The organism is Pedobacter cryoconitis (assembly GCF_014207135.1).
In the GTDB taxonomy this organism is placed as follows: Bacteria; Bacteroidota; Bacteroidia; order Sphingobacteriales; family Sphingobacteriaceae; genus Pedobacter; species Pedobacter cryoconitis_D.
In genome coordinates, this window is the sequence record NZ_JACHCC010000001.1 from 303506 (window position 1) to 330356 (window position 26851).

The window sequence follows — 26851 nt, forward strand, 5'->3', positions numbered from 1 at the left end:
TGTTCGGCTGATTTCAATAATAATGCCAGATAGTGCCTTTATCCATTCGTGAAAGCTGTTTTCTGACCTTTTTGACACCTTCGTCAAAAAACAGGAAAATGTTAATGGAGAGTGGAGAACTCGTTTGCAATTTAGCTAAAAATGTCAGATCCGGTACCGTTCCCGGAATTTTTTGGTTTCTAAATGCACATTTTCCAGATTTAAGCATTAAGAAATCCAGAGATGCTATTTTTTACGTTTTTATCAGTTTTTTGAGAGAAATATAGACATCCTTTAAGACAAGGATCGTTTTACCAGGGAATAATACGAGATGGCAACAGAGGATAATCCAACTGTAAGGAGTGGTGCATACCGCTGTGAAAAGCAGGGCCAGTGGAAAAAATACCAGATAATAATCATTCGTCAATAACTGATGAGGTCTGGACTCAGGTGTAATAATTAAGCACAATTGATAATCTAACATAGCCTTCCGTATCCATATGACCAGAAAATATAATACAAGAGATAAAAATATCCAGCTATTCCAGATTAGGAAAAGCAATACTGAAAAAGAAACAGCTTCCAAACCAAAGATCAGTATTTCGGCTGTTATGAAGTTCTCTGGTTCGATCTTACTCGCAAAAGTCGTCGTACCCGACAGGAGATCATTTGATCTGTCATCAAACTGATGCCACAGAATCCCTCTGAGTCCATAAAATAAAGACCACAGACCGCCCGCAATAAACCAGGGCATATTTATTCCTGATGGGCCCGAGAGGCTGGATACTATGAACAGGGTAGGGAACAGATGTGCACCCATTGCATCACAAAGTAATCCCCAGATTCCTCTCTTTTTTAAACGTACTGGGGGGATAGAATACAAGCTGAAAACTATCCAGGCCATTAGATAGCAGAACAGGCTCAGATAATCGGGATAGATCATCCAGCCAAAAGCCACGCCAATAAGCAGACAAGAGCTTACTAAGATGATCCGCCATACAGGAGCTATTTTTGCCATTCTGTTCAGTTTCCCGGCAGCGGCATCTTCAGTGATATCGGTCAGATCATTGATGACACTGACATAGACAGCTCCAATAATAATGGCTGCCAATAACCATAGTAGTTTTAAGATAGTCTGGTAAAGTGATTCATGCTGAAGTAATAAGGTCGCATAACCTATAGAAAGCAGGGGAACCAATTTGTATTCCCACCATTCAGTTGCCCGGGTGAATTTAAATGACATCAGGAGCTTCGTTTTGTAATTTCCTGTAATCGGCCAGCGCTTCTATGCAATAGGCAGTAACTATTTCTTCTGATCCCCAGCCTACTGTTTTAGACGGACCGCTATAAAAGAATATATTTCTTTCCCAGTTGCCAGGTTTGCGCTGCGCTGATATAAGAAAATGAGCGGCCTGGTCAACAACAGGCTGATCCCTGTAATTAAAGTTCATTAATACGGATAAGGCAAGCGCAGTATCCAAAGCAGAATTCCCGAGGCTGCCATCGGTTTTGCCGGTTGAAAGTATACGATCTACAATGGATGCTTTTGCGGGTTCCAGCTCAGGTACTGCAGGATAGTTCCTGGCTAAAAAATAGTAGAAGGTAAATGGGTTTTTATACCATTTATCACATTCCTTCTCTTTGTTTTGTGCAATAATATCAAGCAGATAAGTGACCACAGGTTTTGTATGCTGGTTCAGGCCGAGATAAAATAAGATATTCGCATTGACTACACCATCGATATCATTTCTTTCACTCTCGTATTTTGACCAGAAAAGCAATGAACTAAAAGGACGTTTCAGCTCTCTGGCCATGACCTTCCAGCGCCTGATACTGGTGTTTATCTTTGGCCTTAAGACAAACCAGGTGTAAAATAACCCCTTATGGTCCCTGTTAGACAATAAAAGACTAATATTATCTTCAAATTCTACGCCGAGAGATTTCAATACCCAGGAAGCAAATACAGTATCGTCAGCATCTGGCGGGCTTAACTTGAAAAGCGGGTTCCATTTGGTGAAAAAATTCCATACTCCTCCACGCATTATCTGGTAGCTGAGGAAATTTGAAGCCAGTAGAAGTAACTGTGCAACTTTTGGCGTCTCTCTGAGTTGCAGCAGGCAGGATGAAATTAAAGCAGTAGGGAAAACCGTACTATCCGGGACACACCATTCCGTCATTTTATCATCCGGCGCATAATAGCAGCAGAACTCTCCGTTTGGTAGCTGATGTTCATGGAGATAACTGATCCCCATTTCAATACTATCATTTAGTGCTTCGATGTTGTTTTCAGGCCCAGGTATATTCATTGCAGCTTCAGTACTAAGTTACCTTTTCAGTAAATGCTTTATATTTTCTGTTTAGCCCAGCCAGTAAAATGTCAGGGATCATTTTCAGCGTAAAGGAAGTGTCTACAGCCATAGACTGTTTAATCAGGCGATAAGATTCTTTCAGGTTATATTCTCTGATCAGTTCATGTTTTGCCAGTTCAACCAGACTGGCAATATATCTCCTTTGCAGAAGGACCAGTTCCCCAGGTCTGAGCTGGTTATGAAACTTTTCCATAATGGTCTTGGTATCCGCGATAAACAGAAACTTAAGGACTTCACTTCTTTTTCTGCCGTCATAGATATTGATATTATCAATACGTTTCCTCCACAATTTATCTAAAGTGAAGGCCGCAAGACACTCTTTTGATAAAATAACATCCAGATACATACACCAGTCATCGCCGATATTGATCCGCTCATCCCAGCCCGATACTATAGAAGACTTTCTGATGACTACAGATGAAGAAGGAGAGGGGCAGGCTTCAATATAGATGCTTCTTAATTCGGTATAAGTCAGGTTTATCCACCGGTCCTGGGTTTGTTTGATATAAGGTTTTAAAAAAGGGTCACCGCTTAAGAAATCCCAGGCATTTCCGATTTTTGCATCCTGCGTCCAGTTAGCGAAAACAAAATCAAGCTGATCCCTTTCCAGTTTTTCAACGCAACGCTCCAGGAAATCCGGGTTCCACATATCGTCCGAATCCAACGAGGCTATGATAACCCCATTTGCATGTTTTAATCCATTATTTCTGGCGGCGGCCTGTCCGGCATGGGGTTGGATAATATAGGTTGCACCAGGAAATTCTTTCATCAATACTTTGGTGTCGTCTGCTGATCCGTCATCAATCACAATTAATTCTATAGGCGCATAAGTTTGCTGCAATACACTGTCAATTGCTGTTCGCAATTTATCAGCCCTGTTATAGGTTGGAATAATTACAGATATTAAAGGATTAACGGGCATTTAAAATATCATTTAATAGATTAGCAAATTGTCTTTCGGGATATTCGGGAATGTGTCCGGAGATATATTGAGCGGCTCTTGTTCCCATCAATGCCCATTCTTCTTTACGGCCCCATGCTTTTTCCATAGCTTCATCCAGGTCTTTTTCATTAGGCTCTGCAATAAAACCGGTTACTCCATCCTCAATGAATTCTGAATTTCCACCAGCATTGGTCGCAATAACCATTCTCCCCAGGGACATAGCCTCGACAATAGTGAGTGGTAAGCCTTCGCTCCTGGAGGGCAGGATCAGTGCATGATGAGTTGACCAGATCGCTTTTAAATCATCATGGTAACCCTCAAAACTTACATTGTCAACCCCTAGTAAACGGGATAACTCAGTCAGCCCATCACAATCAGGTCCTTTCCCGATAAAAGAGATGGTTATTTCTCTTGATTTCCATTTGGGCTGTGCCAGCACTCTCAGCAGGATATCCTGTCCTTTGTCAATCACAAAGAGCCGGCCTACACAAGCCAGGCGGTAACCATTTGAATTTTCAGGAAAAGGTAAAGGAGATACGGAAACTTTTACTGGGTTAAAAACCAGTTCACTCGTAGGCAAGCGGATGCCAAACTGCTCTTCCGTTAGTTTTTTATTATGTTCTGATACAAAAAAACACTTCTCCGCTTTTAATAGTACATTTTTCATGTAAGCACGGTCACCGGGCTGAGGCCAGTAAAAGCTAACTGCTTTATGAGAAACAATGACATAACGAATGTCGAGTTCCAGACAAATAGCTGCAAAAGCAAGCCCGTCAAAATTAATCCCCTGAGAGATTAATACTAAATCCGGCCGGTCGTTTTTCAGGTATCTGCTTAACCGGGCTACAGGTTTGTTCAATTTATAAGTTAATAACCCCATTTTATCTCCCAGGTGGATAAAAGTATCGGTCACTTTAAAGAAGAATTTATTTAAGAATGATAAGCTGGGCTCCAGTTCCTTCAATATTACGTTTTGCGTAATCAGGTGAACAAACTCCGGATGATCTTTGTTGATTTTGTTTTTATAAACAGTGATAGGGCTAACTCCCCGGTCTTTTAAAATAGGAAGAATTTTGGCCCATAGCTCTTCGCTGCCTCCCCAGTCATCCAGGCAACAGGTAACAATCGCTATTTTTTTATCTTTGCCCAAAATTCCTTTTTAACCTTCTAAGTTATTTTTAAATAAACGGGAGTAATCACCCTCCATTTCCAAAAGCTCTTTATCAGTGCCTTCCTGCAGAATTTTTCCGCCCGAAAGGACATAAATATAATCGGCATACCTGACCGCAGAGTGCCTGTGACTGATCATTACTGCGGCTCTTTTCCCTAAAATACTTCTGAAGGAGTCCAGTAATTTCTTTTCAGCTACAGCATCCATTGCACTGGTTGCTTCATCAAAGATGAGAAAATTTGCATCACTGTAAAACGATCTGGCGATAGCTAATTTTTGCCACTGACCAATACTGACTTCTTTTCCATCTTCAAACAGTCTGCCCAGTATCGTATGATAACCATCAGGGAAATCGCGGATAAATTCATCTGCTCCAGCGTTAATTGCAGCATTGACGATATCCTGCTCGTGTACTGTTTTTTCCAGGTCGCCAAAACGGATATTATCCCTGGCGCTCACATTATATTTATAAAAATCCTGGAATACCGTACTTACCTGTTTACGATATTCTGTTGTTTTAAACAAACGGATATCTGTTCCGCCCAATGTGATTTCTCCTTCGGTCGGATCATATAACCTGGAAAGCAATTTGATCAGTGTACTTTTTCCGGCACCATTAAGCCCTACAATGGCTATTATTTTTCCTGCAGGTATTTTCAGTGAAATATGCTGCAATGTAGGTTGCAGACTATGCGGATAAGTAAATGAAACATCTTTTAATTCCAGGTCTGGTTGCCCTTCTGCAGGAATAGAAACAGGGGACCCGGTATCCTGGGAATTGTTCTTCAGGTCAAATAATTCAAAAATACTATTGACGAATGCATTATTCTGATAGACAATAGAAATGCCACCTGAAATATTCTGCATAATTGAAAACGATTGTGGGAAGGCAACCAGAAAAAGTGTGATATCACCAATACTTGTTTTTCCATTAACGGTACCAACTGCAATTACACCAATGCAGGCAAAAAAACCAATACTTGCAATGGCTGTAGTCAGCACTTCTCCCTGGGTTCTTTTATGGCTGATAGCTAATTTTTTGTCTAAAAGCTCCAGTCGGATTTTAAGATAAAGCGCTTTGAAATAGTTGCCCAAATTATAGCCCCTGATTTCTTTAGCTGCCGTTTCGGAGGTAATCAGTGTACTCAGATAACCGGATTGGCGTTCTATGGCTGTATGTGTAATTCTCCAGTAGTTTAATTTATTGGCAAAGTGTATTCTGATCATCAGCGTGGGCAGCACAAACAAAGCCAGTATAGGTAATAAATACCAGTCGATGGTCAGTAGAATTGATCCCACTGCCAGCAGGCTCATACAATTTTTTGTCAGCTCAATTAAAGTGGTGACAATCAGGTTTGGTTTGTCAGCCCCTGCATCTTTGGCTCTTTTCAGAATATCAAAATAATCGGGGCTTTCATAATAGGCATAATCAAGATTGACAGCTGCTTCATGTATTCTGTCATCCATAAATGCGGCAACCCTCGATGCCTGTACTTCTGTGATATAAGCAGATAAACCTTTGACCATAGCGTAAAGGACTGCCGATGCACCTGCAGCAATTACATAATTTCTGATCATATGTTCATGTGCAACCGAGGGCATGTGGTTTTTTGAAACCGCATCTACCAATAATTTCAGCAGATAAAGAGAGAGAAAGAAGAGTAACGTTTCGGCAATAATGGCGACGATTGAAAGTATGGTCCATCCTTTTGCAATTGACCAGATCAGGCCGAGAGTCCTTTTAAGATTGAGATTACTGCTGAAATTTCTAAATTTTTGGTTTAGTGTATTAACCATGAAAATTATAGTTGTTACTACGTGATCAAATTTATACAAATTTTCCAGCAAACCACAATCAGTTTCATGTGTTTGTGTTATTGTTTCTCTTTTGTCATCGGGATCTTTTGATGATTAAAAAGCTGAATTTTTCTGTTACCTAATAGAATTTTACGAATAGGATCAGGAGCTCAACGTACAGGCTATTCTAGTTCTATTCTATGGATTTTTCGTTATCTTACCTTATATTAGTTCGTTATAATGCAATCACTGGTAACATCTGGTGGTATATTATATTTATAGATAAGAAAATTTATGAACTTAACTTCTGTAGCCAGATATTGTATTCTCCTTACAATATCTTCTCTTCTGATCTGCTGCCGTCCTGAAAATGCACAGCAGCTTAATGTAAATCCACTGAAATACAAAAAAATAAAGATGAAAAACTTGCTGGGTATTAATGCCTTTGAGTGGGATTTTCTTCAGGATCCGCATAATCCAAATGACGGCAGTAAAATTTATGAGCCTAAAATGGATATGATGAAATCGTTTACTGCAGTAAGACATTATATGGACTGGGAGAAGCTGGAAGATAAACCAGGCATCTATTCTTTTAATCCAACAACAAGAGGTGGATGGAATTACGATGCAATTTATGCCCGTTGTAAAATGGAAGGGATTACCGTGCTGGCCTGTCTGAAAAATACACCCGACTGGCTGTTTAATACTTACCCTGCAGGACAGCGTGATGTGGATGATATCCCTGTTAAGGGAGGCGTAGGAAAAGAAAATCCTGATTCCTATGTAGAACAGGCAAAAGCTATTTTCCAGTTTGCGGCAAGATATGGTTCTAATAAAAATATTGATACCTCATTGATTACCTTAAACCATACACCCCGTTGGTCTGGTGATGTGGTTAATCAGACGAAAGTCGGATTGAACCTGATTAAATATGTGGAATGTAATAATGAACCCGATAAATGGTGGAAAGGTAAAAAAGCTCAGCAGACAGGCCGTGAATATGCTGCAAATTTATCGGCTTTCTATGACGGTAATAAAGGGAAAATGGGAAAAAATGTCGGCGTGAAAACTGCCGATCCGAATATGAAGGTAGTGATGGGTGGACTGGCAAAGGCCGATGTAAAGTTTGTCAGGGAAATGGTAGAATGGTGTAAAGAAAACAGGGGATATAAACCAGACGGAAGTATTGATTTATGTTTTGATGTGATTAATTATCACCTGTATTCAAATGATAACACCGGATGGTTTGCGAAATTTAAATCAAATAAAAGAGGTGTGGCACCCGAGACCAATACCATGGGAGAGATTGCAGATAGCTTTGTCGCCCTTGCCGGAGAACTGGGAAAAAATATGGAAGTGTGGACTACCGAAACAGGATATGACCTGAAAGAAGAGAGTATCCAGGGAGCCATCCCTATCGGGGCTAAATCTGTATTACTTACACAGGCAGATTGGATATTACGTACTTCACTGATGTATGCCAGACATGGAATTAACCGCGTGTTTTTCTATCAGGCTTATGATTCTGATGCTCCGGGGTCAGATTCAAAGAATCCCTTTGGAACGTCAGGTTTGCTTAACGAAGGAAAAAGAAGACCTGCAGCCGATTACCTTTTGCAGGTCAATAAATTAATGGGTGAATATGTTTATGACAATACTATTTATCAGGATCCATTGGTAGACATATATAAACTCAATGATAAAACTATGTATGTGCTGGTCATTCCTGATGAACACGACAGGAAGGGAGAGTATACCCTTGATTTACATCAGGCGAAAAAAGCGAGGATTTATACCCTTAAGCCTGGTGCAGACAGCATGACTGCGAAAGATTACAATACACAAAATGGTAAACTGAAGGTCGCTGTTACAGAAACACCGACCTTTGTAGAGGCCTTATAAAGAATTTACAAAATGTTATTGACGGAGCTCCCACAGAGCTCCTTCATAACGAAAAGGCTCCAGCTGAACATAATACTTTTCATTCGCAGAAATGAAATCGTATTTTTTCTCATAGTTTTCACACAATTTATCTTCTATTCTGGCCCTGTTTAAGAAATAACAGGGATAAGAAGCCTTAACTCCATAAAAAACCGGTGGAACATGCTGTATGGTTATTCTATCGTTGTTTTTTCGGTTATAACCGACAAAATCCAGCATAACATAGGGAATACCCAGTTGTTTGACTTCATCTAATAAGTGATAAGGCTTTTCCAGGTACTGAAGTACATTACAGATTAGAAAAAGCTGAGGATCATTTTCAGCCATGCATTCTGCTATAGTCGGATAGAATTTGATATGCTCGTTTTCGAAATGCTTCTTTCCGGCTTCCACAAATTTTGGCTGCTCAATGATGCACCAGTTGATCTTCTTTAAATGTTTCAGATAAGGGTAATTCTGATAATAAGTAGTGCCCAGAGAGCCCCCGAAATCAATTAGCGTAAGTTCATTATCATTTTTTGAAGCGATATAAAGCAACGTTTTCAATAAAGGGAAATTCATCTGTACAGCATCGTAAGTTATGCCATCCCTTTCATAAGCAATCTCATTATTCTTTACTTTGAGCGTAGTCTCAATAATCCGGTTTAAAATATGTTCCTCATCATAGCCAGTGCATTTCTGCTGAGCTTCCTCATAACTTTTGTAATCGCCTTTCCACCCGTATCTGAAGCTGTACCACCTCAGATTAAGTAATAAAGGAGGAGCAAGTTCTTTCCATAAATAGTGTAACATATGATTCAGATTAATTTGATGCCTGATATTGATTCAGAATTTCTATCACATGATAAATATCATCTTCTGTATGGGCAAATGAACAGGGAAGGCTCAGTGTAGTGCGATGAATTTCGGTCGAAATAGGATAACTATGTCCGCTTAAATAGTCCTTCATCGCAATCTGATCCTGAGGGGCAACAGGATAATGAATTTCAGTTGCAATATGATGATCAGCGAGATATTGTTTTAGTTTATCCCTTTCAGGATGAAGAACATTATAAATATGATAAACATTGAAGAAATCAGTATCCAGTTTAGGCTTGACAAAAGTCTCATTTAAGTGTTTAAAATATATTTCCGCCAGTTTCCGCTTATGCTGGTTAATCTCATCCAGATGAGGAAGTTTAACCCTTAGAAAAGAGGCCTGTAGTTCATCCAGTCTAGAATTATAACCCACTACACCGTTATGGTATTTCTTTTCAGAACCATAATTCCGCAATTGTTTTAATTTCAGATAATCAGTTTCAGATTTGCAGATGATTGCTCCTGCATCACCCAGGGCACCCAGATTTTTAGTCGGATAGAAGCTGAACGCACCAAATTCACCAAATGTACCGGCCAGTTTGTTTTTATATCTGGCACCATGTGCCTGCGCACAATCTTCTATGACTTTAAGTCCATGACGTTCCGCTATTTCCAGAATGGAATCCATTTCACAACACTGACCGTACAAGTGTACAACCATAATAGCTACCGTATTTGCTGTGACAGCCTCGCTGATTTTTAAAGGATCAATATTATATGTTCTGCTATCGGGTTCTACTAAAACAGGGATCAAATCGCAATGAATAATAGCCAGTATAGTAGCAATATAAGTATTTGAAGGAACAATGACCTCCATTCCTTTTTCAAACCCACAGCATTTCAGGGAAAGAATCAGTGCATCCAGTCCATTAGCTACGCCGACCGTATATTTCTCTCCATGGTAAGCACTGAATTCCTCTTCAAAAGAAGACACCTCTCCACCCAGGATATACCAGCCTTTAGCCAGGAAATCGGCGAACTTACTTTTTAGTTTCTCTTCAAATGGACTATTCAGTGTTTTTAGATTTTCATAGGGAATCATACGGCTCATAGATATAATCTTTTGGGTCAAATGCGGTTGAAGCTAATACTAAGAGAATTGCATCAGCTGAGAAGTCATGCATTACATGCCAGTCTTCGGGCAGTAAGATCAGACATTTTTCAGGGCTGTCCAAATCAAAAACCTCGGTGGTTTTATGATTGTTATTGGTGATTTTACAACTGCCTTTAATACATATTGCAGCCTGATGGGTTTCGTGATGTCTGTGTCCCCCTCTTTCAGTATTATCAACCGAGTAAATGTAGAATAAACGTTTAATCTCAAATGGAATAACCTGGTCCAGTACAGTTAGAATTCCTCTGCTGTCTTTAAAGGTTTGTATGTTAATTATATGTGCCATGTTTCAATAGGTTTTTGTCAATCAGATCCAGAATTTCAGGACTTTCCACCTGATTAAATTTTCTGGCAAACAACATCTCTGTTCTGGTTAACGGGTCAATATCTGTTTCATCCAATACTTTTGGGTTTGCCCCCCCGGCAGACCAGTCTATATACCGGTAATTGTTATTGATGACTTTGTGTTTATAAGGAGAATTCAGTAATATCGTTTGAAATACAAATTCATCACTGGCCCAGCAAAGCGCGAAAAAATCTCTTAGCCGGTGATCTTGTTCTACTTTATTTACCACATACATAGCTGTTGCCGGACTTAACATCCAGAACATAGATTTACCATAGGGATGTAAGCCATAAGGTAGTTTCCTTTTTGGGAGTAATCTGTTGATGATTCTTTCCAATGTATGTTTTCCCGGAAAATTATGGTTTGACAGAAAGTAGTTTTCCATCCTGATCAAGCCCTCTTTCCAGTCATTTTTGATATCTCTGAAGCTCAGAAATTCTTTATCAGTATTTTTTTCAAAAAAATCATTGATCACACTGGCTGGTTTTATAGGATAGTCCTGTCCGCTCAGAAAATTTATAAATTTATACTCGATACCCGTTGCCACAATTTCCTTTATACTTTCAAAGGTAGCTAAAACCGTACTAAAACCTGCCCATTGAACATTTACCCTATTATTAATAAAAAAAACATTAGGTAAAGACCCTAGAAAAAGATGAGGATTAATATCAAATTTTTTATCTACATGAATGTAGAAATCAAAATTCTCATGATACATATTTCTGATCATTCTCTCAGTCTGTCTTGGATTGGTATAAGTTAGGATCAGATGGGCAATGCGCATATTTTAGCAGGTTTTCTCCTATCTTGAAATTATAGTGCCAATAATGACCAGATTAGAAATTAAAAGAGAATTTTATTTATTTAATATTTTATATCCAGTTTGTCAGGCTCATTTATAAGTATAAAAATGCAGGACAGGAAATGTTGTTCCTGTGACTAGTGCCGGATTGGATTTCCAATATAAGAACACACGCGTAATAAAGGTTGGCCTGCCTGTTTTGCATCTCCTGATTGTATTCTGTAATAGAATGTTTGTGCAGGAGTAACTACGTTTTCCAGAACCAGCTGCCATGATTTACCCGAGCCTTTTAATTCGATAATTTTATTCCCTGGTATTTCATAACCCTGTTTTTTTGTTTGTACCACCGGTTTATCATAACTGAAAGAAATGATATTACCCTTAGCAGTTATATTGACTATCTGAGGGGGCAGGGGATCAGCGAAAGGGCTGATTACTTTTGACCTGTCAGTCTTATAAATGTTGATTAATCCCGTTGATGGATTAAAAGTGACATCACCGGCACCATCACCCTTTACCTTAGTTATAGTGCCTCCTTTTACTTTTAAACTTAAATTCCGGTAAATCACATTAGGATCAATCCGGTCCATATCCAGGATGATTTTATAATGACCAGTCTTCGCATCATAATGTTGTTCTGTAATAATCACTTTTGTTTTTGTTTTTTCATAATCCATCAACTCTTTTGAAGAAGCTACCCAAACATTGTCATGATTGGCGGGGTGGTTTTTTATATACGTTAAAAACTCAAAAAAGTTATCAGCGCCCTCTTTTTTATCTCCAAAAGGACCATGGCTAAAGGCTGCACCGACTAGTTTTTTTTCCTGATTTGGATTATTAAATATGTAATCAATATAAGCTTTTGAACTTTTCAGCTCCGCTGCGTTCCACTGATCGCCCAGGTTCGTTCTCGAGATTAATGCCTTGTTGAAATTTTGCGTTTTCATAGGTATATAACTTCCCCAGCTCATGTTTTCATTTCCCGGACTATTGTTACCATCTGGCACTGGCTCTCCAAACTCTGAAGAGATCAGATGATAACCAAGTTGTAGACCATTTTCCACATATCCCTCATCATTCCCCGGCGGTACAAGTTCTGTCATGCGATAATGCGTATGTGCCCACATGTTTTTTTCAGCGTCTTTAATCGCTTTCAACTTGTCCGTTCCGCCATGCAATAAAGAGTGGTTCATATAAGCATGGCCTTTCGAAATGATTTCATTAATCTGGGCCCAGCTGGTTACATTTTTAGTATCTGTGGTATGACCCTCATTGGGATTGATTGCAAATGAATACTTATAACCAATGTCCTTGCCCGTCCCATCCGTATAAAAGAATCCCGGATATTTTTTACCATTGACCACACCACCACTTAAAATTTTAAAGACAATCGTGTAATCAGATAATAAAGCATCATCTTTCATTAGCATCAATCCTTTATCTTTATCATAGGGTAAATCAGTAAAGAAAAAAGAAGGATGTTGGCTGTTTTTTAATTCAATATCAAGCTTTACATACCTTGAGGTATCACCAGGATCAATTTTTGGCACTACTATAGCAGACGGCTTTACCGGATCTGTAGTTTTTACCGGATGGTTGCAATAAGGAATAGTCATACCAGCGAATATTCCGATATATTTCAACGCTTTAGTGAAGATACTGATGGCTAACATTTTTAAAATAGCTTATGAACAGGTCCAATTTCTTAAAAATATATGAATAATCACTGAATTTGACGAATTACTCCTGGAAATCAATCAAAACACTACTTTTACATCAGATGAAACTCACTTCTATTATAACTGTTAATTTTAATCAGCCGGCAGTTACTATTGCTTTCCTTGAATCTGTTAAGGCCAATACCCTGCAAGATGCTGTAGAAGTAATTCTGATTGATAATGGCAGCAATGAAGATTGCGAAAAGGAATTTGGAAAAATCTATCCTGAGTTGATTTATATCCGGTCAGAAAAGAACCTGGGTTTTGCAGGCGGAAATAACCTTGGAATAAGAGTGGCAAAGGGTGATTTTTTACTCTTGCTGAATAACGATACTGAAATAACAGCTAATCTCATTCCGGAACTATCTGCCGAACTCGAAAATAATCATGAAATCGGAATGGTTTCTCCCTTACTGCTCTATTATGATCAGCCTGAAATAATCCAGTATGCAGGTTTTACACCTATGAATTACCTGACATGCCGGAACCACGGAATTGGCAGTATGGATACTAACCGGGGACAGTACGATCAGGTGAGCAGAGAGACCGGGTTCTGTCATGGAGCTGCGATGATGTGCCGGAGGGAAGATTTAAAGACAGTTGGTTTGATGGAAGAGCAGTTTTTCCTGTATTATGAAGAACTCGACTGGTGTGAGAAGTTTAAAAGAGCAGGGAAAAAGATCTGGTTTACCGGCCGTACACATGTCTTCCATAAAGAGTCGATGAGCGTAGGGAAGGAAAGTATGATCAAAACCTATTTTATGACCAGGAACAGAATGTTGTATATCCGCCGCAATACGGGTTGGTTAAACACCTTGATTTTTAGTTTTTATTATATTGGCATTGCCAGTCCCAAACAAATTATACTCTATCTGAAAAAAGGCAGAAGAGACTTAATTAAATGGGTTTTTCGTGGAATAAGCTGGAACCTTACACATTCAAAAGACAGCGAGGAGCTGGGTTTTAAAATTTAAACGCCGATGATTATAATTTTCTGGATCAGTATTTTTCTGATCGTCTATACATTTGTTGGATACGGTTTTGTCCTATACATATTGGTTAAGCTCAAGAGACTCTTTAAGAAACCATTTGTTTTTAGCAAAGGTGCGATTCTACCCACTGTGAGTATTCTGGTTGCTGCTTATAACGAAGAAGATATCATTGAAGAAAAGATAGAAAACACCCTTAAGCTCAATTATCCGAAAGCAAAAATACAACTGATTTTTATTACTGACGGTTCTTCAGATCGGACGGCTGCTAAAGTCGGAGCATTTAAAGAGGTTTTATTGCTGCATGAAGATAGCCGGGCTGGAAAGATGGCTGCGATCAAACGGGCTATACCCTATATTAATGGCGATATTACCATATTTACAGATGCCAATACCTTTTTGAATACAGAGGCAGTCAATGAGCTGGTTAAACATTATCAGAATCCATTGGTTGGTGCGGTAGCAGGTGAAAAGCGGATCCTGGTAGAAACAGCGGCTGATGCGAGTTCGGCCGGAGAAGGGTTCTACTGGAAATATGAATCGAAGTTAAAAAAATGGGACTATGCTTTATATTCAAACGTAGGAGCCGCTGGTGAATTATTCAGTATCAGGACAGTATTATATCAGCCCGTTGAAAGCGATACCATTATAGACGACCACATGATCGCCATGCGGATAGCTGAAAATGGCTTTATTATCGCTTATGAACCTGATGCATATGCCATGGAAACGGCTTCGGCCGATGTTAAGGAAGAGCTCAAACGGAAGATCAGGATTGCAGCTGGTGGGATACAATCAATTCTGCGTTTAAAGAAGGCTGCGAATCCATTTCATCAACCCATCTTTACCTTCCAGTATATCAGTCACCGCGTATTAAGATGGACAATCACTCCCTTTCTTTTGATACTGGTTTTTCTGCTTAACGGGATTATTGCCTTAAATACCCCTTTTATTTTTTATAAACTACTGTTTGCTATGCAGGTTGTTTTTTACCTGTTAAGTCTGACCGGTTTATATTTTGAACGGAGAAATATCCGTTTAAAAGTCTTATTTATCCCTTATTATTTCTGCATTATGAATTATGCAGTTCTTGCCGGGATCATTAGATATTATCAGAAAAATCAGAGTGCTGCGTGGGAAAAATCAAAAAGGAAAAGCTGATTTTCCAGAGGTGCAGCACTTTCCGCTGTAGCAATACTTAAAAAATAATCACCTGGTATTTTCATCGTGTTCAGGTCCCAGTTATCGTTTATCCCCAGGATTCCGGCAGGGAGGGGATTATCTTTATCCAGACAAGAGAATTCATGCATCGTATCAGTGAGACCTGAACCGGTTCCTTTTAAAAAGGCTTCTTTTCTTGTCCACAGACAGAAGAAATCATCCACGGGATGCTGACTTTCATTTAGCCAGGTTAATTCTTCCTGTGCAAATGAGTAGGAAGCAATGTCCATATAATCAAAATCGGGTTTTACAAATTCCAGATCTACGCCTATTTCCTGAGTTGAAATGGCGATTGCAATCCTTTGATGGGAATGAGAAACATTGAAATATATACCGTTACCTTCAAACAATTGTGGTTTACGGTTTTTATTCGTTGTAAACTTAATCTTTTCCGGCTCACAGCTATGGTAACGGGCCAGTAATAAACGTAAAATGGCACGGGTAACTATATAACGTTCAGTATCCTTTTGCTGATAATACCGCTCTGCGCGTAGCTTTTCTTCGACAGAAAGCAATTTTTTAAATTCTGCTATACGGTGCAGATACTGATCTGTTTCAAGGTTCCACAGATAGATGTTTCCTGGTGTCAGCGTTTGCGGTGCCTGTCCGTAACTTTCAGGACAGGCTATAGACTGACAGGATAAATGATAGCCCATGTTTAAGATTCTTTATCCAGTACTTGTTGTAAGGTTTTGGCGAATCCTTTATCATGTGGAGCCAATAGCATCGTTTTATGATCTCCACTTACATCATGGACTTCTACGCCTTTCATCGCATACTTCTGCCAGCCAAGATATTTATAATCTTCTACAAAATAGATATTATCAGTTGCCCTGAACAAATGTATTTTTTCATCAAAAGGGGTCAGTTTATAATTCATATAAGCGATATCATACTTCTCATCAATTCTTCGCATAATCTCGTAGATGCCACTCTGCTCTTCCTCTTTTTCCTGATGAGAGATGCCAAACAATTCCATGAGTTTATATTTGAATATGTTTTTCTGATAAATCAATGTAGGGAGAGGTCTGTTAATCAGCGATCTGACAATCCATTTCAGCTTAGGGATCTGCATTTTTAATCTCTTCAGAAAAATGTCCCGCGTTGATCCATGAAGATCGAGATTCCTTGCATTGGTATCAAATATACCCAGCATTTTAATTTCATGCCCCATTTCTCTCAGTTGTCTGGCCATTTCTATGACTACATAACCTCCGAAAGAATAACCTGCTAAGGCATAAGGGCCACTCGGGTTCTGTTCCAGGATACTTTCGACGTAATTACGTGCAATATCTTCCATATTATCCATAGGGACTTCTACACCATCCAGACCCTGTGCCTGAATACCAAATACAGGCTGGTCGTCATCAAGCAACAGGCCAATTCCACTAAAATTAAGGACATTATATCCTGCGCCATGAACGATGTATATTGGTGTTTTAGTACCGGAAGGTTTAATCGGAACTAAAGATGTGTAATTCGTGAGTTTGCTTTGTCCATCCAGCAATTTTCCTAAAGTCCGGACAGTAGGGTATTCAAATAAGGTAGCCAGCGGTAATCCATGGCCATTTGCCTTTTCTATCTGAATCATAAACTGAATGGCAATCAGGGAGTGTCCACCCAGTTCAAAGAAATTATCATCAATTCCTATTTCTTTAACATTAAGCAGCTCTTCCCATAACCTGACAATGGTGATTTCGGTTTCAGTTTGTGGAGCGGTGTATTTACTTAAATCGCCGGCATGTAAATGATCAGGAGCAGGCAGGAGTTTTTTATCTATTTTACCACTGCTGTTTCTCGGAAATTCCATTAGCCAGACAAATACAGAAGGGATCATATATCCCGGTAGTTTGTTCTGAATCTCATTCCGGACAAAAGGAGTATCCTGTTTACCGGTAGAGGAAGCCAAATAAGCTACCAGTCTTTTCTGTCCGTTATGATCTTCTTTCGCGGTAACCACTACCTGGGCTATACCAGGGATATGACTCAGCACAGCTTCCACTTCCCCAATCTCAATTCTATGCCCCCTGATTTTTACCTGTTCATCATTACGGCCCAGGAATTCAATATTACCATCAGACAAAATATTTGCCAGATCTCCTGTGCGATAAGCACGGACTTGTTTTCCATTAGGTAAATCAAGCATGACAAACCGCTCTTCAGTCAGTTCAGGCTGATTTAAATAACCTTCGGCCAGACAGGCACCGGCAATGCATAGTTCACCTGTTTTTCCTTGCGGGAGTATATCCAGGCTTTCATCTACGATATAGGCTGAAGTATTGGCAATCGGAGTCCCGATAGTTGGCAACATTGGCCAGTTAGCCGGTTTACCACTTAGTTTTAACTGAGTGACGATCACATGGCACTCGGTAGGCCCGTACTGATTGTAAAGAATACAATTAGGGATAGCGGTAAAAAACTGTTCTATCTGTGGAGTGATCTTTAATTGTTCTCCGGCAGTCATCACCTCTTTTAATGACTTAGGGAATTTCTCCATACTGGTTGCCGTTTCAGCAAGGAACTGTAGCGCGACAAAAGGGAGATATACTCTGCTGATTTGTTCCCGCTCAATTTTATCCAGCAAATTATCCGGATTCAGGCGTAACACATCGTCTATTAAGATCAGGTGTCCACCAGAACATAACGTACTGAAAATCTCCTGGAAAGATACATCAAAAGTCAATGGCGCAAATTGCAGGGTTTTACTTCCGACAGTAGCAATGGAGTTACTCATTTGCCATTGAGCCAGATTAACAAAAGCCAGCTGCGGGACATATACACCTTTCGGTTTTCCGGTAGAACCCGAAGTAAACAGGACATAACCATTCGGATTACGGAAATTGATTTCCTGGACAGGTAAACTGTAGGTCAGATCATAATCTATAGTCTTCAGATTCAGTTTCTTGAAAAACTTGCTCTCTACCGAACCCGCAAGACAAAACTGAATTTCTGATTCCTCAATAATCTGGCTTAATCTGGCCTCCGGGTAGGTTGGATCCAGCGGTAAATAGGCTTTTCCTGCTTTCAGAATAGCCAGGATACCTACAATCATATTGATTCCCCGGGTAGTACTCAAACCAATAATTTCCTGATCCGGTGCCCGGTGCAGGATTGCCCTGCTCAGATTATCTGCCCGGATATCCAGGTTGCTGTAACTGATCGATTCATCCTGAAAAGTAATAGCTGTCTGGTCTTTAAACTTGCTGGCTGCATCTTCAAATAAACCCTGAATAGTGAGCTTTTTTAAATCTGCTATTTCATGACTATAGTCATTGGTTAGGGTTTTTAAAACAGCTGTACTTCTTTTGAAAACGGGGTCTGAAAGGAAATAAGGAGAATTTTCCAGGAGCAGGTTTTTTAGTTTCTGTTCCGGATGGGCGACGACAAATCTGAGTATTTTCTCAAAACCGTTCATCATTTGTTTCACCGTTCCGTCTTCAAATAACGCAGTATTAAATGACCATTCCAGTACAAAATCATCTGCTGAACCTCCGGCATTAATAAACAGCTCAAAGCTTTCAAATGCTCTTGGGTTATTCAGCAACTGATAATCCAGGTTCTCAAAAGAGACTCCGTCGTCCATACCCATGTCCACATTAAAAACTACTGGTACCAGTGGAATTCTGGATGGATCTCTGGAGATCTTAAGATTACGCAATAAGTTTCCCCAGGTCATTTGCTGGTGATCAAAAGCATCCAGTATAGCTGGTTTACGCTGACTCAGGTATTCTTTAAAACCAAAATTTTTATTGGGGTAACTTCTTAGCGGTAATAAATTTACGCAATGTCCGACCAGGTTATAATGTCCGGTAACAGACTGACCTGAAGCTGGCAGGCCTACCACTATATCTTTCTGTCCGGTTAACAGATACAGGAAAACTTCAAAGGCCGATAAGATCGTGATGACCAAACCACATCCTTCTGTTTTGCCAACGTCCTTTAACTGATGAATGAGAGTCCTGTCAATTTTGAAATCCAGTCTTTTGCTTTTGAAAGTTCTGGTCTGCGGACGCCGGTGATCCACAGGCACATCCAGTACAGGGATTTTATGCTGATACTGATTGAGCCAGAAAGCCTCGTTTTTCTGATGTTCAGTACTTTTTGAAAAAGCCAGCTCACTATAAGCAAAATCAGTCAATGAACTCACTTGAGGTAATATCGGTGTCATTCTTTTGGCCAGAGCCGAATAGATTTTACTGATATCCTGGAGAATGATACCCAGTGACCAGCCGTCACAAATAATATGATGAGCGGTAAAAGTAAAATGATATTCCCGGTCCGAAAGTTTAAGTAATGAGGTTTTAAATAATGGACCGTTTAAAAGATCAAAGACAAATAATGCGTCATCCTGAACTTTTTTCCGGAGTTCAGCCAGCTGATCTTCTGCACTCCATGCAGAGATATCAAGATAGGACAGGTCATTAACGATCCTGTCAAAAATAAGCATCTTAGAACCGTCACCACTAAAAGCCGATCTCAGGGCTTCATGGCGTTCGACGAGTCTGCTGATAGTCTCTTTGAGCAGCTCAGGATCAACTTCACCTTTCAGACGCAGGGAAATAGATTCATTATAAGCTCTGTTCGCATCATTTCCGCCTAGCATACAGGAAGTCCATAGTTCTGTCTGAGGCTCTGTGGAGGGTGCAGTATGTGTTATTTCCCCTCCGGAAAAGGGGTTAAAGTCTACTTTTTTATAAATTAAATTTTGTTTAGGATCTATCATTTTAACGAATTGATTCAACCTGAAGATATTTCTCCGGATTTTCCGGATCAACGATAAACCAGGCAGGATTTCCCGACTGGTCTCTTCCAAGCCTGGCCCCCGGGACAGGTGGTTGAAGATGAGATAAAGGGGCAGAGTCATTTAAAGGGATCAGATCTGCCTTCATCAATTCCAGTACACTTTCTTTAAACATTCCGGCAATCTGCAGGATTTCTTCCTGTGTATGAGCTTCTGTCAGAAAACAAGGGAAGCCATCCCAGATATGAATTCCTTTGTACCTCAACAGGGTAAACAGCAATTCACTGTATGGATATTCCTCTTTAAATTTTATTTTCCACAGCGAGCCAAAATGGGCTGCGAACAACGGAAGCCCGAGTTCTTTAGCTATATTATTTAATAAACCAGCCAGATAAGCTGTATTCTGATTTAAATTCAGCTGAAATTCCGGTCCTTTTGCTTTCATATACTCCAGACTGGCTTTTCCGGCCGCCAGTGCCAGCGGATGTCTTACGAATGTTCCTGCAAAATAGGTTACACCAGTTTCGGGGAAAGAGGTGTCACCATATTGCCAGAAACCACCATCCAGTGCATCCATATATTGTTTCTTTCCGGCGATTGCACCAATAGGCAATCCACCACCTATTACCTTTCCATAAGTTCCCAGGTCGGCTTTAATTCCGAATAGTGCCTGAGCACCACCCTGATGTGCCCGGAAACCTGTTATGACTTCGTCAAAAATCAGTACAGTTTCAGACTGAAGTGTAATTTTTCTGACTTCTTTAAGGAAATCAACAGGTTGAAATTCAGGTCTTCTGCTCTGTACAGGTTCTACCAGAACAGCTGCAATTTCATTCGCCCTTTCCCTGATTATATTTAAAGCCTCATCTGTTCCATAATCAAGGATCAGCATATTCTGTACCGCTTCGGGCATAATTCCCGGAGCCGCAGGAAAACTTTTTAATTTTTTAGTACCCCTGATAATCACCTCATCATTAATTCCATGATAAGAACCTGAAAAGGCTACAATCAGCGATCTGCCGGTTACTGTTCTGGCTATTCTCATTGCCCCCAGAACAGCTTCAGATCCGGTATTACATAAAGCGGCACGGTCAAAACCAGTGAATTCGCAAATGAGTTTACTTACTTCGCCAGCCAGCTCGTGCTGCGGACCAATCTCATATCCTTTTTCTACCTGTTCCAGGATCGCATTTTTAAGTATTGGATGCTGATAACCCAATAAATTTGAGCCGAAGCCATTCAGTGCATCTATATATTCGTTTCCGTCAATATCCCAAAGATGACTTCCCAGCGATTTATTGGCAACTATAGAATATACAATTTCTTTAGTGTAAGGCTTAAATCCCGAAACTACCCTTGGATCTGCCATATAAGATCTGTGTTTCTGGGTATAAGCTTTACTGGCTGCTGTTTTCTGATTGTATTGTTTTGTTAACTGGTCTAAAAATTCTCTCTGTTCAGGTTTTAACTCTGCCGCATTTTTTTCAATCCGGGCAGTTGCACCAAACGGTTTTTTAATCTCTGCCTGCTCCTCAGCCGAGAGTTCTGCAGTGGGTTTCACAGGCTGAACAAGTACAGGAGAAGGAGTCGTTGCATTTGCAAGACTAACTGGTGCAGCGCCACTCATGAGCTCCACCTGCCGGGTCAGTAACTGGAGCTGCTGGGCAATTAAACCCAGTGGCGTATCTGCAGGTGCAAAACCGGTGGACTGGACAGTCTGATTAATCTGCTGAATAGCTGGTGCAGATGTAATTTCTTCAGGTAAATTCTGATCTATATAAACGGCTAGTGCCCCAATGGTAGCATATTCTTCATTTAATTGTCTGAAAGTAATAGGTAAGGAGAATTCTTTTTTAAGCGTAATCGCTACCTGAGTCAGCAGTAATGAATCCAGGCCGATTTCAATAAAACTCTGGTTGGGTGTCACTCCATCCATCTCAATTCCGGACGCATTTTCCAGTAAATGTTTTATTTTTTCAATCAGCGTATCTTTCCTCATGACCGTAAATGTATTTGTATTTTGTGTATTAATAATTGTCGTTGTTTTCGGTTCCGTTTTTGGACTGACCCAGTATCTCTTTTTATGATAATTATAAGTTGGCAGATCAATCTTCCTTCTTTGCTGATTATGATAAAATGCTTTCCAGTCTGGATTCAGGCCTGACAGCCAGATTTTTCCAAGGGCATTTAACAGCGCATCATAGGAACCTGTGATTTCTTTTTTGTCCAGACTTGCCACTGCAGTAAAAGGAGTTTTAGCTTCATGCTGCCAGATCAGTGTGGTACAGGTGTTTCCCGGGCCAACCTCAATAAATACAGGATTATCCAGTTCCAGCAGAGTATCCAGCGCAGGTGAAAATTGAACTGTTTTTCTCAGGTGTTCCGCCCAGTAAGCAGGGTTCTGCGCTTCCGCATCTGTCAGAAACTGACCGGTTACTGTTGAAACAATAGGTTTTTGAGGCCTGTTTAATTTAACCTGAGCCACAATTTCAGCAAATTCATTCAGGATAGGATCCATCATAGCAGAGTGAAAAGCGTGACTGGTCAGTAATTTTTTATGTAAAATATGCTTTTCATCCAGCAACAGCTGAAAAGCTTCAATTTCTTCTGCCCGGCCTGCAACAACACAAAGTTTAGGGCTATTAATTGCCGCAACTGATAAGCTGGCCGGAAGAATTTTTTCTACCTCCGAAACAGCAGTACGAACACTCAGCATAACTCCACTGGCAAGCTGACTCACCAGGTTACCCCGGGTTGCAATTAACCGAAGTCCTTCTTCAAGTGTAAAGACGCCCGCTAAATGTGCGGCAACATATTCGCCGATACTGTGACCGCAAAGTACAGAAGGTTGTACACCCCAGCTCATCCATAGCCTTGCAAGAGCATAAGAAGTTACAAATAGGGCAGGTTGTGTATACCTGGTATTATTCAGATCGATACCGGCCTGTATGTTGTCAGCATCAGCATAAATAATGGTTCGGATATCCTTGTCAAGGTAGTTTGCTAAAATTGCTGCACATTGATCAACGGCGTTACGGTATACCGGCTCATTTTCATAAAGCTCAGTACCCATTTTAAGATACTGGGCACCCTGACCTGGAAACAGGAACACCGTTTCGCCTGGCAGGTTTTTTAATTTTGCGGAAACAACAGCATTTTCAAGACTGGCCGCTAATTCATTTGTTGTGCCTGCAACTACAAAGGCCCGGTGTAAGAAATCTTCCCTTGTAGTTTGTAATGTATAAGCCATATCTGCCAGATTGAGACTGGCTGATAGCTGCCCTTTTAAAGCTGCCCCGTAAGCCAGTAAACTTTCTTCTGATTTGGCCGACCAGGTCAGGAGATTTTTTAACCTGCCTTTGTCCTGATTAATTTCTTGTATATGATCTTGTTCTTCTACAATTACATGGACATTTGTACCGCCTACACCAAAAGAACTGACTCCCGCTCTTCTAATAGTTGTACTATCCCATGTTTTGAGCTGATTGTTTACGTAAAAGGGTGAAGCTGCGAAATCTATATCCGGGTTGGGTTTTTCAAAATTGATAGAAGGAGGGATCTCCCTGTGATATAAGGCAAGGGTTGTTTTTATCAGACCAGCAACTCCTGCAGCAGCCGTCATATGGCCCATATTACTCTTAATAGAACCTATCGCACAAAATTGTTTTACAGTTTGTTCACCAAAAGCCTGTTTCAGACCTTCGATTTCTATAGGATCACCTAATGGTGTGGCTGTTCCATGCGTTTCTATATAAGAAAGAGAAGAAGCTTCTATTGCGGCATCATCGATGGCCATGGCTATAGCGGCGGCCTGTCCGTCTGTGCTGGGGGCCGTAAAACTTCCTTTACCACCACCGTCATTATTAACACCGATACCTTTAATCAGGCCATAAATTACATCTCCATCAGCAAGTGCATTGCTTAATGTTTTTAAAAGTACAACCCCTGCTCCATCACTGAATACTGTACCTGTGGCTTTTTCATCAAACGAACGGCAGTGTCCATCTTTGCTTAACATCGCGCCGTCCTGGTAAATATGTCCACTGTGGATAGGAGAGGTAATGCTGGCACCACCGGCTATAGCGACATCACATTGGTTTTTTCTCAGGCTTTCCACGGCCTGAGATACAGCGAGCAATGAAGTAGAACAGGCTGAGAAAACACTTACTGCTGGTCCTTTTAAATCCAGTTCATAAGCTGTTCTGGAAGAGATATAGTCTTTTTCATTCACTGTCATGACCTGGAAACTTCCAACCTGGTCAATCAGTTCAGTATTTCCCATGACATTATGGGGGTAATAACTGTTATTTCCTGACCCTGCAAATACCCCGATCAATCCATCATAAACGGCGGGCAGATGTCCGGATTTTTCCAGCACATCCCTGCTGATTTCCAGAAATATGCGTTGTTGCGGATCCATCAGCTCTGCCAGTTTCGGATTAATCCCAAAAAATGCAGGATCAAATAAATCGGCACCATTGAGAATACCCCTCGCTTTTACATATTGAGGATCATTTTTTAATTCTTCACTTACAGAAGAATCAAGTTCTTCCTTTTTAAAGAAAGTAGTGGTTTCTTTTCCATTACGTAGTACTTCCCATAACTCGGCTATAGTATCTGCACCTGGAAACTTTCCGGCCATACCGATAATAGCTATCGGCTGTGCCGGGTCATGATGACCAGTTCTGCTTCTTTTCTTTTCCTGTGAGCTGGATTTAGTATCCAGATAACCAGTAAGTTTAGCGATTTCAGGAAACTGGTAAAGTTTGGTGACCGGTAATTCAATATGTTGTTCTGATCTCAACAGAGAAACTGTTTTTACAGCTAACAGAGAATTTCCTCCCAGCTCAAAGAAATTGTCATGCATCCCGACAACATCCAGTTCCAGGACAGTGGCCCAGATAGAAGCAATCTTTTTCTCCAGACTGGATTTTGCGGGTTTATAAAGAACAGCTAAATCAGGTCTTTTACGTTCTGGTAAAGGCAATGCCTTTTTATCTACCTTTCCACTGTGTGTTTTGGGCAGGGCTTCCATCTGAACAAATGAAGAGGGGATCATATAATCCGGCAGATTATCTTCGAGTTGTTTTCTGATCAGCGTGGTATTGGTCTTTTCATGATCAGTAACTAAATAAGCCAGTAATCTGTTTTGACCGCTTAAATCAGGTTTTGCGATAACGATGGCCTGTTTAACTCCATCGATATGATTTAACTGAACTTCAATTTCTCCTAATTCAATTCTGTATCCCCTGATTTTAACCTGATCGTCTTTTCTGCCTAAAAATTCTATGGTTCCGTCAGCTTCATAACGTGCCAGATCACCAGTCAGATAAACTCTGGTCTGAACATGATCAACCAGAATCCATACAAATTTCTCTTCTGTTAATTCTGGTCTGTTCAGATAACCATATGCAAGGTTCAGACCGGCAATACCTAGTTCTCCGGTTTCACCCTGTTCAAGAACATTCTTGTCCTGGTCTAAGATATAAATTTGGGTATTGGAGATTGGAGTACCAATATTCGGCAATAAAGGCCAGTGTTCTGGTGTTCCAATTAATTTCAGTTGGGTAACTACATGACATTCTGTAGGGCCATACTGGTTAAAAAGAGTACAGCTTTTCAGCTGTTCGAAAAAATATTTTACCTGCGGGGTGATTTTGAGCTGTTCGCCGGCTGTCATCACCTCTTTCAGGCTTTGTGGAAACTGTCCGCTACCAGCAGCAGCTTCTGCGAGAAACTGAAGCGCTACAAATGGCAGAAAGATCCGGTCTATATTGTTATTGCTGATATATTCCAGCAGATTTACGGGGTCAAGTCTTAAATCATCATTGATCAATACCAGGGTCGCGCCAGTAGTGAGGGTACAAAGTATTTCCTGAAAAGACACATCGAAAGTCAGCGGAGCAAATTGTAAAGTCCTGGTGTCTGGCCCTGCTGCTGAGTTTTGCTGTTGCCATTCAATCAGGTTTACCATTGCTTTTTGCGTCATATATACACCTTTCGGAGTACCGGTTGAACCTGAGGTATACAATACGTAAGCATTAGGATTTTGTTTTGTAATTGTATGATATGCTTCATCAGCTGAATCTGTTTTTCCGGATAAATCAGTCAGTCCTGTTTGTTTGAAAAAATCAGTTTCTTCTGCTGGGGAGATACAGGTTTTTATACCCGAAGCTATGACTGTTTGCTGGAGCCTGTGTACCGGATATGCCGAATCTAAAGGGAGATATGCTTTACCAGCTTTCAAGATGGCCAGTAAAGAAACAATCATTTCTGCCGATCTGTTTGTACTTATCCCAATTAGGTCTTCATCCGGAGTTGATAAAGTTATTTTTTGACATAATTTATCTACTTTTTCAAAAAGCTCCTGATAGGTAATCTGCTCTTGTCCGGTATTGAGGGCAATGTAAAGCGGAAAACTTCTGGCTGCACGCTCAAAAAGCGTGTAAACCAGGGGAGATAATTTCGAATCAATAGAATCTTGTTTAGTCATGTTTTGTATTAAATCTAAGCTATTTTAGCTTGTTTGAGATAAGGTTTTCAAAATAGGGCATTATATTAATCTGGTACAAATCTGTGTCGTATTTAAGTATCGTTGGGTATAAAAAAGATAATAGAAATCAGAATAAGAGTTCTAACCGGCGAATTTACGCATAGAGAATTTTTTTAACTTATGATACTGTTTTTTTTTGAATATCTTTTTATTCCCTGTTTAGCGTATAATTACCATTACTCAGATGATAACAGAAGTTATCATGGGCTGAATGATGACCGGTGAAACGGTACAGTTGGTGATGGATTCCCAACGTTCCTTTGATAAATCGGATTGTCATTTGGAGAATGCTAATGAGTTCGCGTTAAA

16 protein-coding genes are annotated in these 26851 nt (G+C 40.2%); 3 read left to right on the forward strand and 13 right to left on the reverse strand.

Features of this window, described 5'->3' with window-relative positions:
* Window positions 1-232: 232 nt before the first annotated feature.
* Genes HDF25_RS01185 through HDF25_RS01205 form a run of 5 tightly spaced genes read right to left on the reverse strand, consistent with a single transcriptional unit; the run spans window position 233 to window position 6259 of the window.
* Window positions 233-1222, reverse strand: a complete 990-nt coding sequence (locus HDF25_RS01185; RefSeq protein ID WP_184621935.1) for a UbiA family prenyltransferase — start codon at window positions 1220-1222, stop codon at window positions 233-235.
* Complete coding sequence (locus HDF25_RS01190; protein WP_184621937.1) at window positions 1212-2285, reverse strand: hypothetical protein; 1074 nt, start codon at window positions 2283-2285, stop codon at window positions 1212-1214. The genes HDF25_RS01185 and HDF25_RS01190 overlap by 11 nt, the downstream gene beginning before the upstream one ends.
* 13 nt (window positions 2286-2298) lie before the next feature.
* Window positions 2299-3270, reverse strand: a complete 972-nt coding sequence (locus tag HDF25_RS01195; RefSeq protein ID WP_184621939.1) for a glycosyltransferase family 2 protein — start codon at window positions 3268-3270, stop codon at window positions 2299-2301.
* Complete coding sequence (locus HDF25_RS01200) at window positions 3260-4441, reverse strand: glycosyltransferase family 4 protein (RefSeq protein WP_184621941.1); 1182 nt, start codon at window positions 4439-4441, stop codon at window positions 3260-3262. The genes HDF25_RS01195 and HDF25_RS01200 overlap by 11 nt, the downstream gene beginning before the upstream one ends.
* Before the next feature lie 9 nt (window positions 4442-4450).
* Window positions 4451-6259, reverse strand: a complete 1809-nt coding sequence (locus HDF25_RS01205; protein ID WP_184621943.1) for an ABC transporter ATP-binding protein — start codon at window positions 6257-6259, stop codon at window positions 4451-4453.
* A 294-nt stretch (window positions 6260-6553) separates the two neighbouring features.
* On the opposite strand from HDF25_RS01205, the gene HDF25_RS01210 reads away from it, so the two are divergent.
* Window positions 6554-8161 carry a hypothetical protein gene (locus HDF25_RS01210; RefSeq protein WP_184621945.1) on the forward strand — a complete coding sequence of 536 codons (1608 nt, stop codon included), beginning with the start codon at window positions 6554-6556 and terminating at the stop codon, window positions 8159-8161.
* Between the two features lie 15 nt (window positions 8162-8176).
* Here HDF25_RS01210 and HDF25_RS01215 read toward each other — a convergent pair whose 3' ends face one another.
* The 5 genes from HDF25_RS01215 to HDF25_RS01235 all read right to left on the reverse strand — a co-directional run bounded on the left by HDF25_RS01215 (window position 8177) and on the right by HDF25_RS01235 (window position 12993).
* Window positions 8177-8992 (reverse strand): methyltransferase, TIGR04325 family, encoded by an 816-nt coding sequence (locus HDF25_RS01215; protein ID WP_184621947.1) that lies wholly within the window; start codon window positions 8990-8992, stop codon window positions 8177-8179.
* A 10-nt stretch (window positions 8993-9002) separates the two neighbouring features.
* Window positions 9003-10109 carry a DegT/DnrJ/EryC1/StrS family aminotransferase gene (locus HDF25_RS01220; RefSeq protein WP_221450828.1) on the reverse strand — a complete coding sequence of 369 codons (1107 nt, stop codon included), beginning with the start codon at window positions 10107-10109 and terminating at the stop codon, window positions 9003-9005.
* Window positions 10087-10458, reverse strand: coding sequence for a sugar 3,4-ketoisomerase (locus HDF25_RS01225; RefSeq protein WP_184621949.1), 372 nt, complete (start codon window positions 10456-10458; stop codon window positions 10087-10089). The genes HDF25_RS01220 and HDF25_RS01225 overlap by 23 nt, the downstream gene beginning before the upstream one ends.
* Window positions 10442-11302, reverse strand: coding sequence for a beta-1,6-N-acetylglucosaminyltransferase (locus HDF25_RS01230; RefSeq protein ID WP_184621951.1), 861 nt, complete (start codon window positions 11300-11302; stop codon window positions 10442-10444). The genes HDF25_RS01225 and HDF25_RS01230 overlap by 17 nt, the downstream gene beginning before the upstream one ends.
* Window positions 11303-11457: 155 nt before the next feature.
* A complete protein-coding gene (locus tag HDF25_RS01235; RefSeq protein WP_184621953.1) occupies window positions 11458-12993 on the reverse strand; it encodes a hypothetical protein in 1536 nt (511 codons plus the stop codon).
* A gap of 107 nt (window positions 12994-13100) precedes the next feature.
* On the opposite strand from HDF25_RS01235, the gene HDF25_RS01240 reads away from it, so the two are divergent.
* Together HDF25_RS01240 and HDF25_RS01245 are read left to right on the forward strand one after the other, a co-directional pair.
* The gene (locus HDF25_RS01240) at window positions 13101-14012 is read left to right on the forward strand and encodes a glycosyltransferase family 2 protein (protein ID WP_184622600.1); all 912 of its coding nucleotides are present in this window, start codon (window positions 13101-13103) and stop codon (window positions 14010-14012) included.
* A 6-nt stretch (window positions 14013-14018) separates the two neighbouring features.
* Window positions 14019-15188: a glycosyltransferase family 2 protein gene (locus HDF25_RS01245; protein WP_184621955.1), complete on the forward strand. Its 1170-nt coding sequence runs from the start codon at window positions 14019-14021 to the stop codon at window positions 15186-15188.
* Here the strand turns inward: HDF25_RS01245 and HDF25_RS01250 are convergent.
* From HDF25_RS01250 to HDF25_RS01260, 3 genes are read right to left on the reverse strand one after another with little or no spacing between them, the layout of a single operon-like run.
* A complete protein-coding gene (locus HDF25_RS01250; protein ID WP_184621957.1) occupies window positions 15149-15904 on the reverse strand; it encodes a 4'-phosphopantetheinyl transferase family protein in 756 nt (251 codons plus the stop codon). The two genes, HDF25_RS01245 and HDF25_RS01250, sit on opposite strands and share 40 nt — an antisense overlap.
* A 2-nt stretch (window positions 15905-15906) precedes the next feature.
* Window positions 15907-19971, reverse strand: coding sequence for a non-ribosomal peptide synthetase (locus HDF25_RS01255; protein ID WP_184621959.1), 4065 nt, complete (start codon window positions 19969-19971; stop codon window positions 15907-15909).
* A 1-nt stretch (window position 19972) separates the two neighbouring features.
* Complete coding sequence (locus HDF25_RS01260; RefSeq protein WP_184621961.1) at window positions 19973-26482, reverse strand: polyketide synthase; 6510 nt, start codon at window positions 26480-26482, stop codon at window positions 19973-19975.
* Window positions 26483-26851: the final 369 nt, after the last annotated feature.

What these genes read in the sequence shown, in the direction of transcription:
- HDF25_RS01185 (WP_184621935.1), bottom strand. Translation starts at nt 1,222, where the DNA reads ATGTCATTTAAATTCACCCGGGCAACTGAATGGTGGGAATACAAATTG.
- HDF25_RS01190 (WP_184621937.1), bottom strand. Translation starts at nt 2,285, where the DNA reads ATGAATATACCTGGGCCTGAAAACAACATCGAAGCACTAAATGATAGT.
- HDF25_RS01195 (WP_184621939.1), bottom strand. Translation starts at nt 3,270, where the DNA reads ATGCCCGTTAATCCTTTAATATCTGTAATTATTCCAACCTATAACAGG.
- HDF25_RS01205 (WP_184621943.1), bottom strand. Translation starts at nt 6,259, where the DNA reads ATGGTTAATACACTAAACCAAAAATTTAGAAATTTCAGCAGTAATCTC.
- HDF25_RS01210 (WP_184621945.1), top strand. Translation starts at nt 6,554, where the DNA reads ATGAACTTAACTTCTGTAGCCAGATATTGTATTCTCCTTACAATATCT.
- HDF25_RS01215 (WP_184621947.1), bottom strand. Translation starts at nt 8,992, where the DNA reads ATGTTACACTATTTATGGAAAGAACTTGCTCCTCCTTTATTACTTAAT.
- HDF25_RS01220 (WP_221450828.1), bottom strand. Translation starts at nt 10,109, where the DNA reads ATGAGCCGTATGATTCCCTATGAAAATCTAAAAACACTGAATAGTCCA.
- HDF25_RS01225 (WP_184621949.1), bottom strand. Translation starts at nt 10,458, where the DNA reads ATGGCACATATAATTAACATACAAACCTTTAAAGACAGCAGAGGAATT.
- HDF25_RS01230 (WP_184621951.1), bottom strand. Translation starts at nt 11,302, where the DNA reads ATGCGCATTGCCCATCTGATCCTAACTTATACCAATCCAAGACAGACT.
- HDF25_RS01235 (WP_184621953.1), bottom strand. Translation starts at nt 12,993, where the DNA reads ATGTTAGCCATCAGTATCTTCACTAAAGCGTTGAAATATATCGGAATA.
- HDF25_RS01240 (WP_184622600.1), top strand. Translation starts at nt 13,101, where the DNA reads ATGAAACTCACTTCTATTATAACTGTTAATTTTAATCAGCCGGCAGTT.
- HDF25_RS01245 (WP_184621955.1), top strand. Translation starts at nt 14,019, where the DNA reads ATGATTATAATTTTCTGGATCAGTATTTTTCTGATCGTCTATACATTT.
- HDF25_RS01250 (WP_184621957.1), bottom strand. Translation starts at nt 15,904, where the DNA reads ATGGGCTATCATTTATCCTGTCAGTCTATAGCCTGTCCTGAAAGTTAC.
- HDF25_RS01255 (WP_184621959.1), bottom strand. Translation starts at nt 19,971, where the DNA reads ATGATAGATCCTAAACAAAATTTAATTTATAAAAAAGTAGACTTTAAC.
- HDF25_RS01260 (WP_184621961.1), bottom strand. Translation starts at nt 26,482, where the DNA reads ATGACTAAACAAGATTCTATTGATTCGAAATTATCTCCCCTGGTTTAC.